This window comes from Amycolatopsis sp. NPDC098790, assembly GCF_044759945.1.
Lineage (GTDB): Bacteria > Actinomycetota > Actinomycetes > Mycobacteriales > Pseudonocardiaceae > Amycolatopsis.
Map to the genome: position 1 here is coordinate 498,538 of NZ_JBIWAI010000001.1, position 14,498 is coordinate 513,035.

At 69.2% G+C, this 14,498-nt stretch carries 16 protein-coding genes and 1 tRNA gene; 8 read left to right on the plus strand and 9 right to left on the minus strand.

Annotation, left to right across the window (positions count from 1 at the left end):
- Positions 1-7: 7 nt before the first annotated feature.
- A tRNA-Tyr gene (locus ACIQWX_RS02570) sits at positions 8-93 on the minus strand.
- Between the two features lie 118 nt (positions 94-211).
- Between ACIQWX_RS02570 and ACIQWX_RS02575 the strand changes: the two genes are divergently transcribed.
- Positions 212-703 (plus strand): YajQ family cyclic di-GMP-binding protein, encoded by a 492-nt coding sequence (locus ACIQWX_RS02575; protein ID WP_400864504.1) that lies wholly within the window; start codon positions 212-214, stop codon positions 701-703.
- A gap of 34 nt (positions 704-737) precedes the next feature.
- Here the strand turns inward: ACIQWX_RS02575 and ACIQWX_RS02580 are convergent, their stop codons facing one another.
- The gene (locus ACIQWX_RS02580) at positions 738-1,397 is read right to left on the minus strand and encodes a hypothetical protein (protein WP_400864507.1); all 660 of its coding nucleotides are present in this window, start codon (positions 1,395-1,397) and stop codon (positions 738-740) included.
- 146 nt (positions 1,398-1,543) lie between these two features.
- Here ACIQWX_RS02580 and ACIQWX_RS02585 point away from each other — a divergent pair, with 146 nt between their 5' ends.
- Together ACIQWX_RS02585 and rfbA are read left to right on the plus strand one after the other, a co-directional pair.
- Complete coding sequence (locus ACIQWX_RS02585) at positions 1,544-2,680, plus strand: sialidase family protein (RefSeq protein WP_400864510.1); 1,137 nt, start codon at positions 1,544-1,546, stop codon at positions 2,678-2,680.
- Positions 2,681-2,749: 69 nt separating this feature from the next.
- Positions 2,750-3,625, plus strand: coding sequence for a glucose-1-phosphate thymidylyltransferase RfbA (gene rfbA / locus ACIQWX_RS02590; RefSeq protein WP_400864513.1), 876 nt, complete (start codon positions 2,750-2,752; stop codon positions 3,623-3,625).
- Here rfbA and ACIQWX_RS02595 read toward each other — a convergent pair.
- The 3 genes from ACIQWX_RS02595 to htpX all read right to left on the minus strand — a co-directional run bounded on the left by ACIQWX_RS02595 (position 3,622) and on the right by htpX (position 7,006).
- Positions 3,622-4,932 (minus strand): NtaA/DmoA family FMN-dependent monooxygenase, encoded by a 1,311-nt coding sequence (locus ACIQWX_RS02595; RefSeq protein ID WP_400864515.1) that lies wholly within the window; start codon positions 4,930-4,932, stop codon positions 3,622-3,624. The two genes, rfbA and ACIQWX_RS02595, sit on opposite strands and share 4 nt — an antisense overlap.
- 1 nt (position 4,933) lies before the next feature.
- Positions 4,934-6,028 carry an LLM class flavin-dependent oxidoreductase gene (locus ACIQWX_RS02600; protein WP_400864518.1) on the minus strand — a complete coding sequence of 365 codons (1,095 nt, stop codon included), beginning with the start codon at positions 6,026-6,028 and terminating at the stop codon, positions 4,934-4,936.
- A 126-nt stretch (positions 6,029-6,154) separates the two neighbouring features.
- On the minus strand, positions 6,155-7,006 hold the full coding sequence (htpX, locus tag ACIQWX_RS02605; protein ID WP_400864520.1) for a zinc metalloprotease HtpX: 852 nt from the start codon (positions 7,004-7,006) through the stop codon (positions 6,155-6,157).
- A 132-nt stretch (positions 7,007-7,138) separates the two neighbouring features.
- Between htpX and ACIQWX_RS02610 the strand changes: the two genes are divergently transcribed.
- Together ACIQWX_RS02610 and ACIQWX_RS02615 are read left to right on the plus strand one after the other, a co-directional pair.
- Positions 7,139-8,107: a YncE family protein gene (locus ACIQWX_RS02610; protein ID WP_400864523.1), complete on the plus strand. Its 969-nt coding sequence runs from the start codon at positions 7,139-7,141 to the stop codon at positions 8,105-8,107.
- A gap of 40 nt (positions 8,108-8,147) precedes the next feature.
- Complete coding sequence (locus tag ACIQWX_RS02615; protein WP_400864526.1) at positions 8,148-9,023, plus strand: LLM class F420-dependent oxidoreductase; 876 nt, start codon at positions 8,148-8,150, stop codon at positions 9,021-9,023.
- Between the two features lie 42 nt (positions 9,024-9,065).
- Here the strand turns inward: ACIQWX_RS02615 and ACIQWX_RS02620 are convergent, their stop codons facing one another.
- The 4 genes from ACIQWX_RS02620 to ACIQWX_RS02635 form a co-directional block, all read right to left on the minus strand.
- The gene (locus ACIQWX_RS02620; protein ID WP_400864528.1) at positions 9,066-9,455 is read right to left on the minus strand and encodes a hypothetical protein; all 390 of its coding nucleotides are present in this window, start codon (positions 9,453-9,455) and stop codon (positions 9,066-9,068) included.
- Between the two features lie 24 nt (positions 9,456-9,479).
- Complete coding sequence (locus tag ACIQWX_RS02625) at positions 9,480-10,691, minus strand: hypothetical protein (protein ID WP_400869366.1); 1,212 nt, start codon at positions 10,689-10,691, stop codon at positions 9,480-9,482.
- Between the two features lie 190 nt (positions 10,692-10,881).
- Complete coding sequence (locus tag ACIQWX_RS02630) at positions 10,882-11,181, minus strand: WXG100 family type VII secretion target (RefSeq protein ID WP_400864530.1); 300 nt, start codon at positions 11,179-11,181, stop codon at positions 10,882-10,884.
- A gap of 74 nt (positions 11,182-11,255) precedes the next feature.
- On the minus strand, positions 11,256-11,624 hold the full coding sequence (locus ACIQWX_RS02635) for a YrdB family protein (RefSeq protein ID WP_400864532.1): 369 nt from the start codon (positions 11,622-11,624) through the stop codon (positions 11,256-11,258).
- Positions 11,625-11,824: 200 nt separating this feature from the next.
- Between ACIQWX_RS02635 and ACIQWX_RS02640 the strand changes: the two genes are divergently transcribed.
- From ACIQWX_RS02640 to ACIQWX_RS02650, 3 genes are read left to right on the plus strand one after another with little or no spacing between them, the layout of a single operon-like run.
- Entirely contained in the window at positions 11,825-13,057 is a 1,233-nt protein-coding gene (locus ACIQWX_RS02640) for a class I SAM-dependent methyltransferase (protein WP_400864535.1), read from the plus strand.
- 1 nt (position 13,058) lies between these two features.
- A complete protein-coding gene (locus ACIQWX_RS02645) occupies positions 13,059-13,853 on the plus strand; it encodes a glucose-1-phosphate cytidylyltransferase (RefSeq protein ID WP_400864538.1) in 795 nt (264 codons plus the stop codon).
- Complete coding sequence (locus ACIQWX_RS02650) at positions 13,850-14,497, plus strand: PIG-L deacetylase family protein (protein ID WP_400864541.1); 648 nt, start codon at positions 13,850-13,852, stop codon at positions 14,495-14,497. The genes ACIQWX_RS02645 and ACIQWX_RS02650 overlap by 4 nt, the downstream gene beginning before the upstream one ends.
- Position 14,498 lies beyond the last annotated feature (1 nt).

Sequence of the window (14,498 nt, forward strand, 5' to 3'; positions counted from 1 at the left end):
GCCTTTCTGGTGGCGGGTGAGGGATTCGAACCCCCGTAGGCGTAAGCCAACTGGTTTACAGCCAGTCCCCTTTGGCCACTCGGGTAACCCGCCATGGCCGGTATCACCGGCCGGGGAGAAGCTTACCCAAGGGCTCCCGGCGGGGGTCAACCGGGATACCCGGGGCTAGGCTGGGTGGCCCCTGACAAGCGAGTACGAGGTGTGAGGACACGTGGCGGATCCCTCTTTCGACGTCGTGAGCAAAGTCGACCGCCAGGAGGTGGACAACGCGCTCAACCAGGCGAGCAAGGAGCTGGGCACGCGCTTCGACTTCCGCGGCACGGGCACGACGATCAACTGGTCCGGCGAGGAGGCGATCGCGATCGAGTCCGAGACCGAGGAGCGCGCCCTGGCCGCGGTCGAGGTGTTCAAGGAGAAGCTGATCAAGCGCAGCATCTCGCTGAAGGCGTTCGAAGCCGACGAGCCGGCGCTGTCGGGCAAGATCTACAAGATCTCCGGCAAGATCCTGCAGGGCATCGCGTCGGACAAGGCGAAGCAGATCGCGAAGTTCATCCGGGATGAGGGTCCGAAGGGCGTCCAGGCCCAGATCCAGGGCGACCAGCTGCGGGTGTCGGGCAAGAAGAAGGACCAGCTGCAGGACGTGATCGCGTTGCTGAAGGGCAAGGACTTCGAGATCGCGCTGCAGTTCACCAACTACCGGTGACGCCGCCGCGGGCACCCGGCCACCGGGTGCCCGCTCAGGACGGTGTGATCGTCCAGCTGGCCTCGTACCCCTCCACCGACAGGTAAGCCGGCCCCACGACGTCCACCGTCTTGGACAAATCGCCGATCTCGTTGATCAACAGATCGCGGACCTTCTCCGAGTGCACCCAAACGGCCACGTTCCCGCGCGTCTTGGCCGTGAAAGCCACCGTCCGAACCCCCTCCGGCACCCGGAACACCGCATCCCCCTTGCCCGAAGCCGTCGCGCCAGGAGTGGCCACCGGCAAGCTCCGGTAGTCCGCGATCGTCGCCGTCCAGGCTGCGTTCGCGTGGACCGTCACCTTCGTCGTCGGGCGGTCCGGCTCCGTGTTCAGCCACGTCGTCCCCTTGTACGCACCGATCGCGTTGACCAGGCCGTACTCGCCGCCGTCCGTGTCCACCATCACGTTCGACGAGCACTTCGGGCAGTCGAACGTGAAGAAGCCCAGCTGGTCCGCCGGCCAGCTCGTCGCGAACTCGCCGTCGCCCTTGCCCGTGTGCGTCTCCGTCGGGACGTCCTTCAGCAGCGGTGCGGCCGAAGTCGCAGGCGGCGACACGGGCACCGACGCGGAAGTCACGATCGTGCCGAACCCCGTCGTCGACCCGCACCCGGACAGCAGGACCAAGACCAGAAAACCGAGCAACCCGCGTTTCATCGCTCCCCCTCGTAACTACTCCACGTTACCCGTCACCCGGAAGCGCACAGCAAACCCCTCTAACGCGCGAATGGGCCGTGTGACTGTCCACGAAGGACCCGATCCGCGTGCTGTAATCGCGCGGTCACCGCGTGGAGAGGGTCAGGATGCGCCGCTTGCTCGCCTTCGTGCTGTCACTCACCGTGATCGGCGCGACACTGACGCCCGCGAGCGCCGCCGAGCGCAAGCAGCTCCTGCCCGGGCTCGGCTCCTACGCGCGGCTGATCCGGCTCGACCACTCGATCTTCGGCCGCGGGCGCATCATCGCCTCGCTGACCAGCGAAGACGCCGGCGGCAAGTTCACACCCATCATGGAGAGCACCGACGAAGGCGAGACGTTCCACCAGATCGGCGCGATCCACGACCCCGACGGCCGGTACGGCATGTGCTGCGGCACGATCTACGAACTGCCGCAGCGGGTCGGCCGGCTCCGCGCGGGCACCCTGCTCTGGGCCGCCTCCTACCGGCAGGACGCGGGGGCGCAGCGCCGCGTCGGGATCAAGATCTGGGGCAGCCCGGACGGCGGCCGCTCGTGGCGGTTCCTGTCCGAGGCCGCCCGTTCGCACAACATCGACGGCATCTGGGAGCCCGAGTTCACCGTCGACGCCGGTGGCACGCTCTGGCTCCACTTCGCCGACGAGACGCAGGCCCCGAAGTACGCCCAGGTCCTCAACCGCGTCGCCTCGACCGACGGCTTCACCTGGGGCACCAAGCAGCTCACCATGGCGATCCCGCCGGACCGGGTCCGGCCTGGCATGCCGATCATCCGCCGGCTGCCCGACGGCCGGTACTACTTCGCCTACGAGATCTGCAACTTCCGCGACCGCTACTGCGATCCGTACTTCAAGATCTCCCCCGACGGCGCCAACTGGGGCAGCCCCACCGACCCCGGCACGCGCGTCGACACCGCGAACGGCAACTACTTCCAGCACGCGCAGACGATCGCGCTCTTCCCCGGCGGCCCCAACGGCGTCCGGATCGTCATGGTCGGCCAGATCTACACCAACGCGAAGGGCCAGCCGCAGCCCGGCAACGGCCAGGTCCTGCTGGCCAACGACGACTTCGGCAGCGGCCACTGGTACGAACTGCCCGCGCCCGTGCACATCACCGGCATCTACAACAACTTCTGCCCCAACTACTCCTCGACGCTGCTGCCGGTCGACGACGGCCGGAACGTCCTCGAGATCGCCACCGAGTACAACTCCGGCTGCAAGGCCTACTTCGGCAAGGGACCGGCCTTCTAGCGCTTCCCGATCAGCCGGCGGCGCCCGGCCCGTAGGGTGGGGCCGACGCCGGACCCGAGGAGGCAGTTCATGAAGGGCATCGTGCTGGCCGGAGGCAGCGGGACGCGCCTGCACCCGATCACCCAGGCGGTGTCGAAGCAGCTGCTGCCGGTCTACGACAAACCGATGGTCTACTACCCGATCTCGGTGCTCATGCTGGCCGGGATCCGCGAGATCCTCATCATCTCCACCCCCGCCGACCTGCCGATGTTCCGCAAGCTGCTCGGCAACGGCGACCAGTTCGGCGTCTCGTTCTCCTACGCCGAGCAGCCCAGCCCGAACGGCCTCGCCGAGGCCTTCGTGATCGGCGCCGACTTCATCGGCGACGACGACGTGGCCCTCGTCCTCGGCGACAACATCTTCTACGGCCAGGGCTTCTCCGGCCGCCTGCAGACCGCCGTGCGCGACCTCGACGGCTGCGTCCTGTTCGGCTACCCGGTGAAGGACCCCGAGCGCTACGGCGTCGGCGAGGTCGACGCGGCGGGCAAGCTGCTCACCATCGAGGAAAAGCCCGCCAAGCCGCGGTCCAACAAGGCCATCACCGGGCTGTACTTCTACGACAACCAGGTCGTCGAGATCGCGCACGCGCTCAAGCCGTCACCGCGCGGCGAACTGGAGATCACCGACGTCAACCTCGAGTACGTGCGCCAGGATCGGGCGTCGCTGGTCGACCTCGGCCGCGGCTTCGCCTGGCTCGACACCGGGACGCACGACTCGCTGCTCGAAGCCGGCCAGTTCGTGCAGGTGCTGGAGCACCGCACCGGCGTCCGCATCGCGTGCCTCGAGGAGATCGCGTTGCGGATGGGCTTCATCAACGCCGCCGAGTGCTACGCGCTGGGCGAGAAGCTCGCGAAGTCCGGCTACGGCGACTACGTGAAGGCAGTCGCCGTAGCCGCGGGCGCCTAGAACAGCTGCTCGCGCAGCGTCGTGCCGGTGTACTCGGTGCGGAACACCCCGCGTTCCTGCAGCAGCGGCACGACCTTCTCGACGAACGCGTCTAGCCCGGTCGGCGTCAGGTGCGGCACCAGGACGAACCCGTCGGCCGCGTCGGACTGGACGTACTCGTCGATCGTCGAAGCGACGGTCGACGGCGTCCCGACGAACTGCTGGCGCGCGGTGACCTCGATCACCAGCTCGCGAATCGAGAGCTTCTTCTCCTCCGCGATCGCCCGCCACTTCCGCGCGAGCGCGAGCTGGTCCTTCTCGTGCCGGACGCGGCCCCAGGTCAGCGGCTCGGCGTCCGGGTCGGGATCGACCTCGGGCAGCGGGCCGTCGACGTCGTAGTCCGACAGGTCGCGGCTCCACACCTGCTCCAGGAACTGGATCGCGGTGGCCGGGCGGACCTGCTGGAGCCGGATCTGGCGCGCGTGCTCCTCGGCTTCGGCGTCGGTGTCGCCGAGGACGAACGTCGCCGCCGGCATGATCAGCAGCTCGCCGTACTCGCGGCCGTACGCGGCCAGCCGCCGCTTGACGTCGTGGAAGAACGCCTGGCCGTCTTCGAGGGTGCCGTGGCGGCTGAAGATGACGTCGGCGGCCTTCGCGGCGAACTCGCGGCCCTCGTCGGAGTCGCCGGCCTGGATGACGATCGGCTGGCCCTGCGGCGTCCGCGGGAGCGTGAACTCGCCGTGGATGTCGAACTGCTGTCCACTGTGGACGAACTTGCCGGGGTCGCGCGCGAAGACGCCGTTCTCCTTGTCCCCCACCAGGGTGCCGGGCTGCCAGCTGTCCCACAGCTCGCGCACGGTGGCCAGGAACTCTTCGGCGCGCGCGTAGCGGTCTTCGCGCTTGAGGAAGCCGCCGCGGCGGAAGTTCTTCCCGGTCCACGCGTCCGGCGACGTCACGACGTTCCACGCGGCGCGCCCGCCGGAGAGGTGGTCGATGCTCGCGACCTGGCGGGCGACCTCGTAGGGCTCGTTGAACGTCGAGGAGAGCGTGCCGGCCAGGCCGAGGTGCGTGGTGACGGCCGACAGCGCGGCCAGCACGGTGGTCGTGTTGGGCCGGCCGACGACGTCGGAGTCGAGGATCTTGCCCGCGTGCTCGCGCAGCCGCAGGCCCTCGGCGAGGAAGAGGAAGTCGAACTTGCCGCGCTCGGCGGTGCGGGCGAGGTGCTCGAAGGACGCGAAGTCGATCTGGCTGCCCGACGCCGGGTCGCTCCACACCGTCGTGTTGTTGACGCCGGGGAAGTGCGCGGCGAGCTTGATCTGCTTGGTCATCTCAGGCTCCCGGGGTGACGGCGTAGGCGTTGACGGCCCGGCCGAGGCCGAGGTGGTCGCGCAGGGTCTCGCCGCGGTAGCCGTCCCGGAACGCGCCGGCCGCGCGCAGGGCCGGGACGACCTCGCCGGCGAGCAGGTCGAGGTCGTCGGGCAGGACGGCGGGCCGCAGGTGGAAGCCGGCGACGCCGGTCTCGGCGGCCCAGCGCGGCAGCTCGGCGGCCAGCTGCGCGGGCGTGCCGACGAAGGACAGGCCCGCGGGCTCGAACGGCGTCAGCGCGTCCAGCTCGTGCTGCCGGTCCCGGGCGCCCTGTTCGGTCTCGGCGAGCACGATCGACACCGTCGCCAGGACCTTCGCGCCGGGGAACCGCGCGGCCGCGGCGCGCACGGCGTCGAGGTGGTCGGCCCGGGTGATGACCACGTCGGCGCCGACGGCGTGCGGCGAATCGCCGTAGCCCGCGGTCACCGGGTGGCCCTGCGGCGGGCGCGGCGTGATCGACGGGCCCTTCACGCTGAAGAAGTCGCCCTCGAAGTCGACGTAGTGCAGCTTCTCGCGGTCGACGAACCGGCCGGTGGCGGCGTCGCGGACGATCGCGTCGTCCTCCCAGCTGTCCCAGAGCCTGCTGATGACGTCGAGGACCTCGCCGGTCTCGGCCTCGCCGTCCGCCGGTGACGGGGCCGGGCGACGGCCGAAGTGCGCGGCCTCGCCGTCGGTCAGCGACGGCACCGCGAGGACGCCCGCGCGGCCGCGGCTGGCGTAGTCGAGGGTCGCGACCGACGTCGAGACGTGGAACGGCTCGGTGTGGGTGGTGGTGACCGTCGGGACCAGGCCGATCCGGCTGGTCGCCGGCGCGAGGGCGGACAGCGTGAGCAGCGCGTCGAGGCGCCCGCGCACGACCTCCTCACCGCCGGGCTGCAGGGCCAGGGAGTCGTCGAGGGTCACGAAGTCGAGCGAAGCGGCTTCGGCGAGCTTCGCGTACTTCAGGTAGTGACCGGAGGTGAACAGCGCGGCGGGCTCGACCGCGGAGACACGCCACGCGGCCGGGTGGTACCCGGCCCCGTCGATGGCGACGCCCAGGTGCAGCTGTGCGGAAACCATGCCTACGGAACTCCGTCGGCGGAATCGGGATTCCCGCTCCCACCTGCTGGGAAAAGCGCCACTTTCCCTACGAAAGCTCCACTTTGCGTTTCAAAGCGGAGCTTTCACGTGAAAGCTCCGCCGGGGTCAGAACGGGCGGCGGGCCATTTCCTCGAGCCGCGCGATGCGGTCGGCGATCGGCGGGTGCGTCGAGAACAGCTTGCTCAGGCCCTCGCCGGGCCGGAACGGGTTCGCGATCATCAGGTGCGACTGCGACACGAGCTGCGGCTCGGCGACCAGGGGACGCGCCCGCGTGCCGGCGTCCAGTTTCCGCAGCGCCGAGGCCAGGCCCAGCGGGTCGCCGGTCAGCTCGGCGCCGGACGCGTCGGCCTGGTATTCCCGCGACCGGCTGACCCCCATCCGGATGACGGCGGCCGCGATCGGGCCGACGAAGATCAGCATCAGGCTGACCAGCGGGCTGCCGTCGCGGTTGTTGCCGCCGAAGAACAGCGCGATGTTCGCGAGCACGCTGATCACGCTGGCCAGCGCGCCGGCGACGCACGAGATCAGGATGTCGCGGTTGTAGACGTGGGACAGCTCGTGGCCGAGCACGGCCCGCAGCTCGCGCTCGTCGAGCAGGTCGAGGATGCCGGTGGTGCAGCAGACGGCGGCGTGCCGCGGGCTGCGGCCGGTCGCGAACGCGTTCGGCGCGACCGTCGGGCTCAGGTAGAGCTGCGGCATCGGCTGGCGGGCGACCTGCGCGAGCTCGCGCACGATCCGGTACATCGCGGGCTGCTCGACCTCGGACACCGGCCGCGCCCGCATCGCGCGCAGCGCCAGCTTGTCGGAGTTGAAGTAGGCGTACGCGTTCATCCCCAGCGCGATGAGCAGGCCGATGACCAGCGCGCCGCGGCCGAAGAGCCCGCTGATCGCGATGATGATCGCCGACAGCAGGCCGAGCAGCACCGCCGTCTTCAGTCCGTTTTGGTGCCCGTGCACGCGCTCGCCTCCGTCCGCTCTGGAAGTGGGTTACCCACTGGAAACAACGCGATCGGGGGACGCGAAGTTCCTTCACGTGATGATCGCGCGGGTTAGGGTCGGGAGGCGAGTCGATCACGAGCGGAGGCGCCGATGCGAGGTCGCCCGATGGGCCGGAGGGCGCTGTTCGCGCTGGTCACGGCCGGTGCCGGGGTCGCCGTCCTGCCCGGGGTCGCGCGGGCGCAGGACGTCCGGTCGATCGACCTCGGCGGGTCCCCCACCGCGGTCGCGGTGAACCCCGTCACCGGGCTCGCGTACGTCACGGATCCCGAGGCCGGGACGGTCTCGGTGGTCGACCCGCGCGCGGCCGCGGCCGTCGCGGTGATCCGCGTCGGCGGCGCTCCCGGTGACGTCGCGGTCGACCCGAAGGCCAACCGGATCTACGTCGCGAACCCGCCGGCCGGCACCGTCGTGGTGCTCGACGGCCGCACCCACGACCTGGTGAGCGTGATCGGCGCGGGGTCGGGCGCGTCCGCGCTGGCCGTGGACGAGCGCGCCAACCGCGTCTACGCGGCCAGCGGCGCCACCGGCACGCTCGCCGTGCTCGACGGCATCAGCTGCACCCTGTCCGCGCTCGTGCCGGGCCCGAAGCCGAGCCTCGGCGGGATCGCCGTCGACGCCGGTCGCAAGCTCGCCTACTGCGCGAGCACCGGCACGGACTCGCTCGAGGTGTTCTCCATCGACAGCGGGGAGTTCGTCGCGAGCGTGAAGGTCGGCGCGCGGCCCACCGCGGTCGCCGTGCACACCGAGAGCGGCTCGGTGTACGTGGCCAACTCCGGCATCCACCACATGTCCATTGTGGACGCCGCGACGCACACCGAGCGCAAGACCGTGTTGCTGCGCAGCGAATCGTCCTCGCTCGCCGTGCACCAGGGCACGAACACCGTGTACACCAACGGCGGCCAGAACGGGCTGAGCCGCGTCGACGGCGGGAGCGGAACGCTGACCGGCGAGCTGCCGCTGGGGATCAACCCCGGCGACGTGGCGGTCGACCAGCGCACGCGCACGGTGTTCGTCACGGATCCCTTGCACGGCAGGGTTTCCCTCGTCCGCGATTTCTGAGCACGCGGCTGGGGTAACTCCAGGTATACGGTCGGGAAGTATGAAACTCGGACTGCAGATCCCCGACTTCACCTGGCCGAACGGGGCGTCCGCGCTGGGCGCCGACCTGGCCGCCGTCGTCCGCACCGCCGACCAGGCGGGCTTCGACTCCATCGCCGTGATGGACCACTTCTTCCAGATCGGCGGGGTCGGCCCCGTCGAAAACGACATGCTCGAGGCGTACACGACGCTGGGCTTCATCGCGGCGCACACTTCGCGCGCCAAGCTCCTGACGGTCGTCACCGGCGTCTTGTATCGGCACCCGGGCCTGCTGGCCAAGGCGATCACGACGCTGGACGTGCTATCCGGCGGCCGCGCGATCCTCGGCATCGGCGCGGGCTGGAACGAGGACGAGTCCCGCGGCCTCGGCTTCCCGTTCCCCCCGGTGGCGGAGCGCTTCGAGCTGCTGGAGGAGAACCTCCAGTACGTGCTCCAGATGTGGGCGGACGGCGACGAGCCGTTCAAGAGCAAGCACTTCGACGCGTCGAGGCTGCTGAACGTCCCGCAGGCGCTGTCGGACCCGCGCCCGCCCATCATGATCGGCGGCGGCGGCGAGAAGAAGACGCTGCGGCTGGTCGCGAAGTACGCCGACCAGTGCAACCTGTTCAACAGTCCGGAGCTGGAGCACAAGCTCGAAGTGCTGAAGAGGCACTGCGAGAACGAGGGCCGCGACTACGACTCGATCACGAAGACGGTGTACCACATCCTGGACATCGGCGAGGACGGCTCGAAGTCGGGCGAGCTGCTGAAGGAGCTGGAGCGGCTCCACGGGCTCGGCATCGACGTGGCGCTGGGGATGGTCCCGCACGTCCACAACCCGGCGGTGCTGGAAAAGTTTGGCACCGACGTGATCCCGGCCGCCGAGAAGATCGGCTGATCACCGACGAGCTGCCTCGCGGGATTTCCGCGAGGCAGCCCGTCACGACCGAGTTCCCGCGGCCGGATCCTCGATGTCCTCATCGATGACGTATTGCAGGTCGTACGTCGAAAAAAGCGAGAACTTCCCGGTCGCTTTCAAAGCGTCATAAGTTCTCTGCATGGAAGAACGAGCGTCCTCGACATCTCGATCGAGGGTCCGGAAGCGAAGCATGTACGGATGGGTTGCGAACGGCATGTCGTCATAGATTTCGTAACCGTGGTTGACGAACAGTTCGACCGCTACGTCCTCGCGCCGTCCGACATACGCCTCGTCTTGGTACTTCGGTTCCCGCAGAAGCGGAGTTCCCACAAGCTCCGCAACCTCGCCGACGACCGACGGGACGGATGCCGCCTCGATCGGCCTCAGGAATATTTCGACATGTGTCGCCATCCGCGCGCACCTCCCGCACCGCCCTCAAGGACCGACAACTGTCCAGCCGTCGCCCCAGATGGTGATCTTGTCATAGGCGTCCTTCCTGAGGCCTTTGAAACGCTGCACACCTTCGAGCGCGGCTTCTCTCGTCAGCGACGTTCCTTGGGCGTCGACGACTATCTCACGCGCCTGGCCGCCCTTGCGCGCCGAATCGTCGAGTACTCGCATGACTTTCGTACTTCCCGGATCAGTCGCCTCGATCGTCTTGAACTCGGTCGGCGTCCCGTCCACGAGCGCATCCGGTGTTCGAACCCCCGGTTCCGTGGACGGCTTGAGCGCCTTCACGTCGTGTCCCTCTCCGGCCAGTCGTTCGGCGATCTTCTGCTCAGCCTGGTTGAACGCGGATTCGGATTGGTCGATCGCGCCGGTTCGCTCACCGAGCTCCTCACCGAGCTTCGTGGTGTCCGCCTGCTCGATGTTCGGCTCCGGGGTCCGGTCGACCGCCATCGCCATGGCCGTCACCCCGCCCGCTACCGCGCCGAGGACTTCCGCCCCTTCGAGCACCGCCACCGCTCCGGCCGAGAGCTCCGCGATCGGACCCACCAGCACGCCGATGACGTCGATCCCCAGCAGTTCGGCCGCGCCCACGAGGACGTCGAACGCGCCTTCGGTGAGGATGCTGACGATGCCCGCGATCGCGAGCCCGAGCCCAGCTCCGTCGACCACGTCACGGACCGAGTCCTCGATGCGCTGGCGCGTGTCGACGACCCAAACCCGGAAGTCGGCGAAAGCCGTCGACAGCTTCTGGAGGAACTGCGGGAGCACGAAGAAGATCGCCGAATCGTGTCCGCCGGAGAGCCGGTCCCAGAAGTCGTTCAGGGCGTCGACGTCGGCGGCATCGTTGTTCTCCACCAACGCGAACATCCGGTTCTTGAGGTCGGCGGCCAGCGCCTGCACCGCGTCGCCGGCTTGCTCGAACGCCAGCTGGATGTTCGTCAGCTTTCCGGTGTCGGCGTTCGGCACGTATCGGGCCACCTCGTGGGGCAGCCACCACTCCTCCGGCCCCAGCAGGCTCGGCCACGCCGGGCTGCCGCCGGCCTTCGGTGGCACAAGCGGCGTCCACGGCGCCGGCCCGGGGTGCGGGTGGGAAGAGTTGTCGGCGTTCCAGTGGTTCAGACCAGCCTGGTCGATCCCCGCGGCGACCGAGCCAAGCACGTCGTAGGCGCGGAAGAACGCCGCGACCGCGGTGTGCATTGCCTCCTCGTAGGCGCGTTCGAAAGCGTCGGCGCCATCGCCCGCACCAGCCGCGCCGGCATTGCCGTCCAGCGCGGCGAACAGCTTCAGCCGAATCTGGTGCAGCCGCTCCTGACCGTCGGCGAGCTCCAGTGCGACGGCGTGGAAGTCCTCCGGGGTGACGTCGACGACTCCTTGGGGCGCGCCGCCCTCATCGATCCGTGCCACGCCAGATGTCCAGGTTCGCCGACAACGCCGCGCCGTGGTTGTCGTGCGCCGTGAGCACGAAGTCCCGGATCCGAGGCAGGTCCGCGTGCAGTTGGCGAGCAGCGGCGACCCATTCGGCATAGCGTCGCGCGAACGCGGATCGCCCGTCGCCGAGCCAATCGCCCAACGCCTCCGCGAGCTCCTGCTCGAGCCGCGTGAGCAGGGCGTCGGCCTCGTCGAACGCGGTTTCGAGGTCTTGCGCCCGCGTTCGCAGCGCCGCGAAATCGACCCTCAGCGTGCCCATTCACCCTCCCCGGTGACCGAACGCTTCCGATCTGTCACGCTAGCCGCCGAGGGGTGGGTAATCGAGCGGTAAAGTCAGCCGTCCTTGGCAAATCGCCTGGTCAGCGCCGCGATGCCGATGCCGACGACGGCCAGCGCGATCCCCCAGACCGCCCAGCCCACCAGCACGAGCACCACCCCGGTGGCCGCGAAGAGGGCGAACTCCACCAGGAAGCGGGCCGGTTCCGGCAGCCGGCGACGGGCCCGCGGCGCGATGAACAACCCCCAGATCGCGGCCGCGACCAACGGCAGCAGGACCGCGTCCACGATCGCCAGCGCCACGCCGCTGCCGAGCTGGGTGCCGGCCAGTGCCAGGCCGCCCAGCAAGGCCAGCTCGGTCAGGAAGCGGATCGTCAGCACCACGCCCGCGACCCCGCTCAGGCGGGGACCCGTTTCCGAAGTCATCCGGCCAGCCTAGGGCCACCATCCACAGTGGACGTTACGGGTCCGGACGGGTACCGTCCGTGATCTCGGCCACATTCCCGTGATCCAGGTTGCGGTTCCGAATCGGTCCACCAGTGCCTCACGCGTCGCTGTAACGACGATCCGCCCCTGCTCGACGTGTTAAGCGCACATCGCGACCCGCGAGCCAAGGAGCCTGGTAGATGACCACATGTCGACTCTGCGGTTCGACAAACACGGCCAGCGTGGTGGACCTCGGGGCCACTCCCCCGTGTGAGCGATTCTTGACCGCCGAACAGCTCGACGAGCCGGAGGCCACCTTCCCGCTCCACCTCAAGGTGTGCACCGACTGCTGGCTCGCCCAGATCCCGCCCCTGATCGACCCGGACGACACGTTCACCGAGTACGCCTACTTCTCGTCGTTCTCGACGTCGTGGGTCGAGCACGCGAAGCGGTTCGTCGACGCCTCCGTCGAGCGACTGGGGCTCGGCGAGAAGTCCTTCGTCGTCGAGGTCGCGAGCAACGACGGTTACCTGCTCAAGCACGTCGTCGGGCACGGCATCCGGTGTCTGGGCGTCGAACCTTCGGTGAACGTCGGGCAGGCGGCGCGCGACGCCGGCGTGCCCACCCTGACGGCCTTCCTCTCCGAGGAGACCGGCAAGCAGGTGCGCGAGGAGCACGGCCCGGCCGACCTCGTCGCCGCGAACAACGTCTACGCGCACATCCCCGACGTCCTCGGCTTCACCAAGGGCCTGCGCGCCCTGGTCGCGGACGACGGCTGGGTCTCCATCGAGGTCCAGCACCTGCTCACGCTGATCGAAAAGAACCAGTACGACACGATCTACCACGAGCACTTCCAGTACTACACGGTCGAATCCGCGCGCCGGGCCCTCGCGACCGGCGGCCTGACCGTCGTCGACGTCGAACTGGTGCCGACGCACGGCGGGTCGATCCGGCTCTGGGCGCGTCCCGACGAGGTGGCGGGCGAGCCCAGTGAGCGGATGACCGACGTCCTGGAGCGCGAGAAGTCGGCCGGGCTGCACGAGCTGTCCGGGTACACCGAATTCGCCGAGCGCGTCACCCGCGTGCGGCTGGACCTGCTGAAGTTCCTGATCGAGGCGCGCAACGACGGGAAGACCGTCGTCGGCTACGGCGCCCCGGGCAAGGGCAACACCCTGCTGAACCACTGCGGCATCCGGACGGACCTGCTGCAGTACACGGTCGACCGCAACCCGTACAAGCACGGGCGGTTCACCCCGGGCACGCGCATTCCCGTGCTGCCCCCGGAGCGGATCGAAGCCGACCGGCCCGACTACGTGCTCGTCCTCCCGTGGAACCTCCGGGAGGAACTGACCGAACAGCTTTCGTTCGTGGGTGCGTGGGGCGGAAAGCTCGTGTTCCCCATCCCCCACCTGGAAATCGTCGAGGTGCAGTGAAGTGAAGGTCGTCCTCTTCTGCGGTGGCTACGGGATGCGGATGCGCAACGGCGCGGCCGACGACGTCCCGAAGCCGATGGCGATGGTCGGTCCGAGACCGCTCATCTGGCACGTGATGCGCTACTACGCGCATTTCGGCCACACCGAATTCATCCTGTGCCTCGGCTACGGCGCGGCGCACATCAAGAACTTCTTCCTTTCCTACGAGGAGACGATTTCCAACGATTTCGTCCTCCGCGGCGGCAAGGCCGAACTGCTCTCCACCGACATCGCGGACTGGACGATCACCTTCGTGCAGACCGGCATCGAGTCGCCGATCGGCGAGCGCCTGCGCCGGGTGCGCCCGTACCTCGACGGCGACGAGATGTTCCTCGCGAACTACGCCGACGTCCTGTCCGACGTCCCGCTGCCCGACATGATCGAGCGGTTTTCGAACACCGACGCGGGCGCGTCGATGATGGTCGTCCCGCCGCAGTCGTCGTTCCACTGCGTGGAGATGGACGAGGGCGGCAAGGTCGGCTCGATCACCGCGGTGAGCGAAATGCCGCTGTGGGAGAACGGCGGGTACTTCGTGCTGCGGCAGGAAGTGTTCGACCACATCCCGGAGAACGGCGACCTGGTAGCCGACGGCTGCGGCGAACTGGCCAAGCGCGGCCGCCTGCTGGCCTACCCGTACCGCGGCTTCTGGAAGCCGACGGACACGGTCAAGGAGCGCGCGGCCCTCGACAACGCCTACACCCACGGCGACCGCCCCTGGGCGCTCTGGGAGAAGCAGCCCGCGGCGAGCATCGCGTGATCGGGCTCCGGCCGGGACGACTCGGCGGCGTCGTCGCCCTCGGCGCGCACTGCGACGACATCGCGATCGGCGCCGGCGGCACCCTGCTGACCCTCTGTTCCGGACGCCCCGGCCTGCGGGTCGACGCGCTGGTCCTGACCGGCGGCGGCACGCCCCGCGAGGACGAGGAGCGGGCGGCGCTGGCGGCGTTCTGCCCGGGCGCCGAGCTCGACGTCACGGTGCTGAAGCTGCCGGACGGGCGGTTCCCGGCGCACTGGGAAGAGGCGAAGAACGCGCTGGAGGAGCTGCGGCGGCGGACCGACCCGGACGTCATCCTGGCGCCCCGGACCGACGACGCCCACCAGGACCACCGCGGGCTGGCCCAGCTGGTGCCGACGGCGTTCCGCGACCACCTCGCGCTGGGCTACGAGATCGTCAAGTGGGACGGCGACCTCGGCGCCCCCTCGGTGTACCAGCCGCTCGACGACGACGTCGCGGAAGAGAAGGTCCGGCTGCTGCAGGAGCACTACGCGTCGCAGCGCCACCGCCCCTGGTACGACCGCGAAGCGTTCCTCGGGCTCGCCCGGATCCGCGGCATCGAGGCCGCCGCGAAGTACGCCGAAGCGTTCTTCGTCAAGAAACTCACTCTCGACCTGAAGGGCTGAA

What these genes read in the sequence shown, in the direction of transcription:
- ACIQWX_RS02580 (WP_400864507.1), bottom strand. Translation starts at nt 1,397, where the DNA reads ATGAAACGCGGGTTGCTCGGTTTTCTGGTCTTGGTCCTGCTGTCCGGG.
- ACIQWX_RS02585 (WP_400864510.1), top strand. Translation starts at nt 1,544, where the DNA reads ATGCGCCGCTTGCTCGCCTTCGTGCTGTCACTCACCGTGATCGGCGCG.
- rfbA (WP_400864513.1), top strand. Translation starts at nt 2,750, where the DNA reads ATGAAGGGCATCGTGCTGGCCGGAGGCAGCGGGACGCGCCTGCACCCG.
- ACIQWX_RS02595 (WP_400864515.1), bottom strand. Translation starts at nt 4,932, where the DNA reads ATGACCAAGCAGATCAAGCTCGCCGCGCACTTCCCCGGCGTCAACAAC.
- ACIQWX_RS02600 (WP_400864518.1), bottom strand. Translation starts at nt 6,028, where the DNA reads ATGGTTTCCGCACAGCTGCACCTGGGCGTCGCCATCGACGGGGCCGGG.
- ACIQWX_RS02610 (WP_400864523.1), top strand. Translation starts at nt 7,139, where the DNA reads ATGCGAGGTCGCCCGATGGGCCGGAGGGCGCTGTTCGCGCTGGTCACG.
- ACIQWX_RS02615 (WP_400864526.1), top strand. Translation starts at nt 8,148, where the DNA reads ATGAAACTCGGACTGCAGATCCCCGACTTCACCTGGCCGAACGGGGCG.
- ACIQWX_RS02620 (WP_400864528.1), bottom strand. Translation starts at nt 9,455, where the DNA reads ATGGCGACACATGTCGAAATATTCCTGAGGCCGATCGAGGCGGCATCC.
- ACIQWX_RS02625 (WP_400869366.1), bottom strand. Translation starts at nt 10,691, where the DNA reads ATGCACACCGCGGTCGCGGCGTTCTTCCGCGCCTACGACGTGCTTGGC.
- ACIQWX_RS02630 (WP_400864530.1), bottom strand. Translation starts at nt 11,181, where the DNA reads ATGGGCACGCTGAGGGTCGATTTCGCGGCGCTGCGAACGCGGGCGCAA.
- ACIQWX_RS02635 (WP_400864532.1), bottom strand. Translation starts at nt 11,624, where the DNA reads ATGACTTCGGAAACGGGTCCCCGCCTGAGCGGGGTCGCGGGCGTGGTG.
- ACIQWX_RS02640 (WP_400864535.1), top strand. Translation starts at nt 11,825, where the DNA reads ATGACCACATGTCGACTCTGCGGTTCGACAAACACGGCCAGCGTGGTG.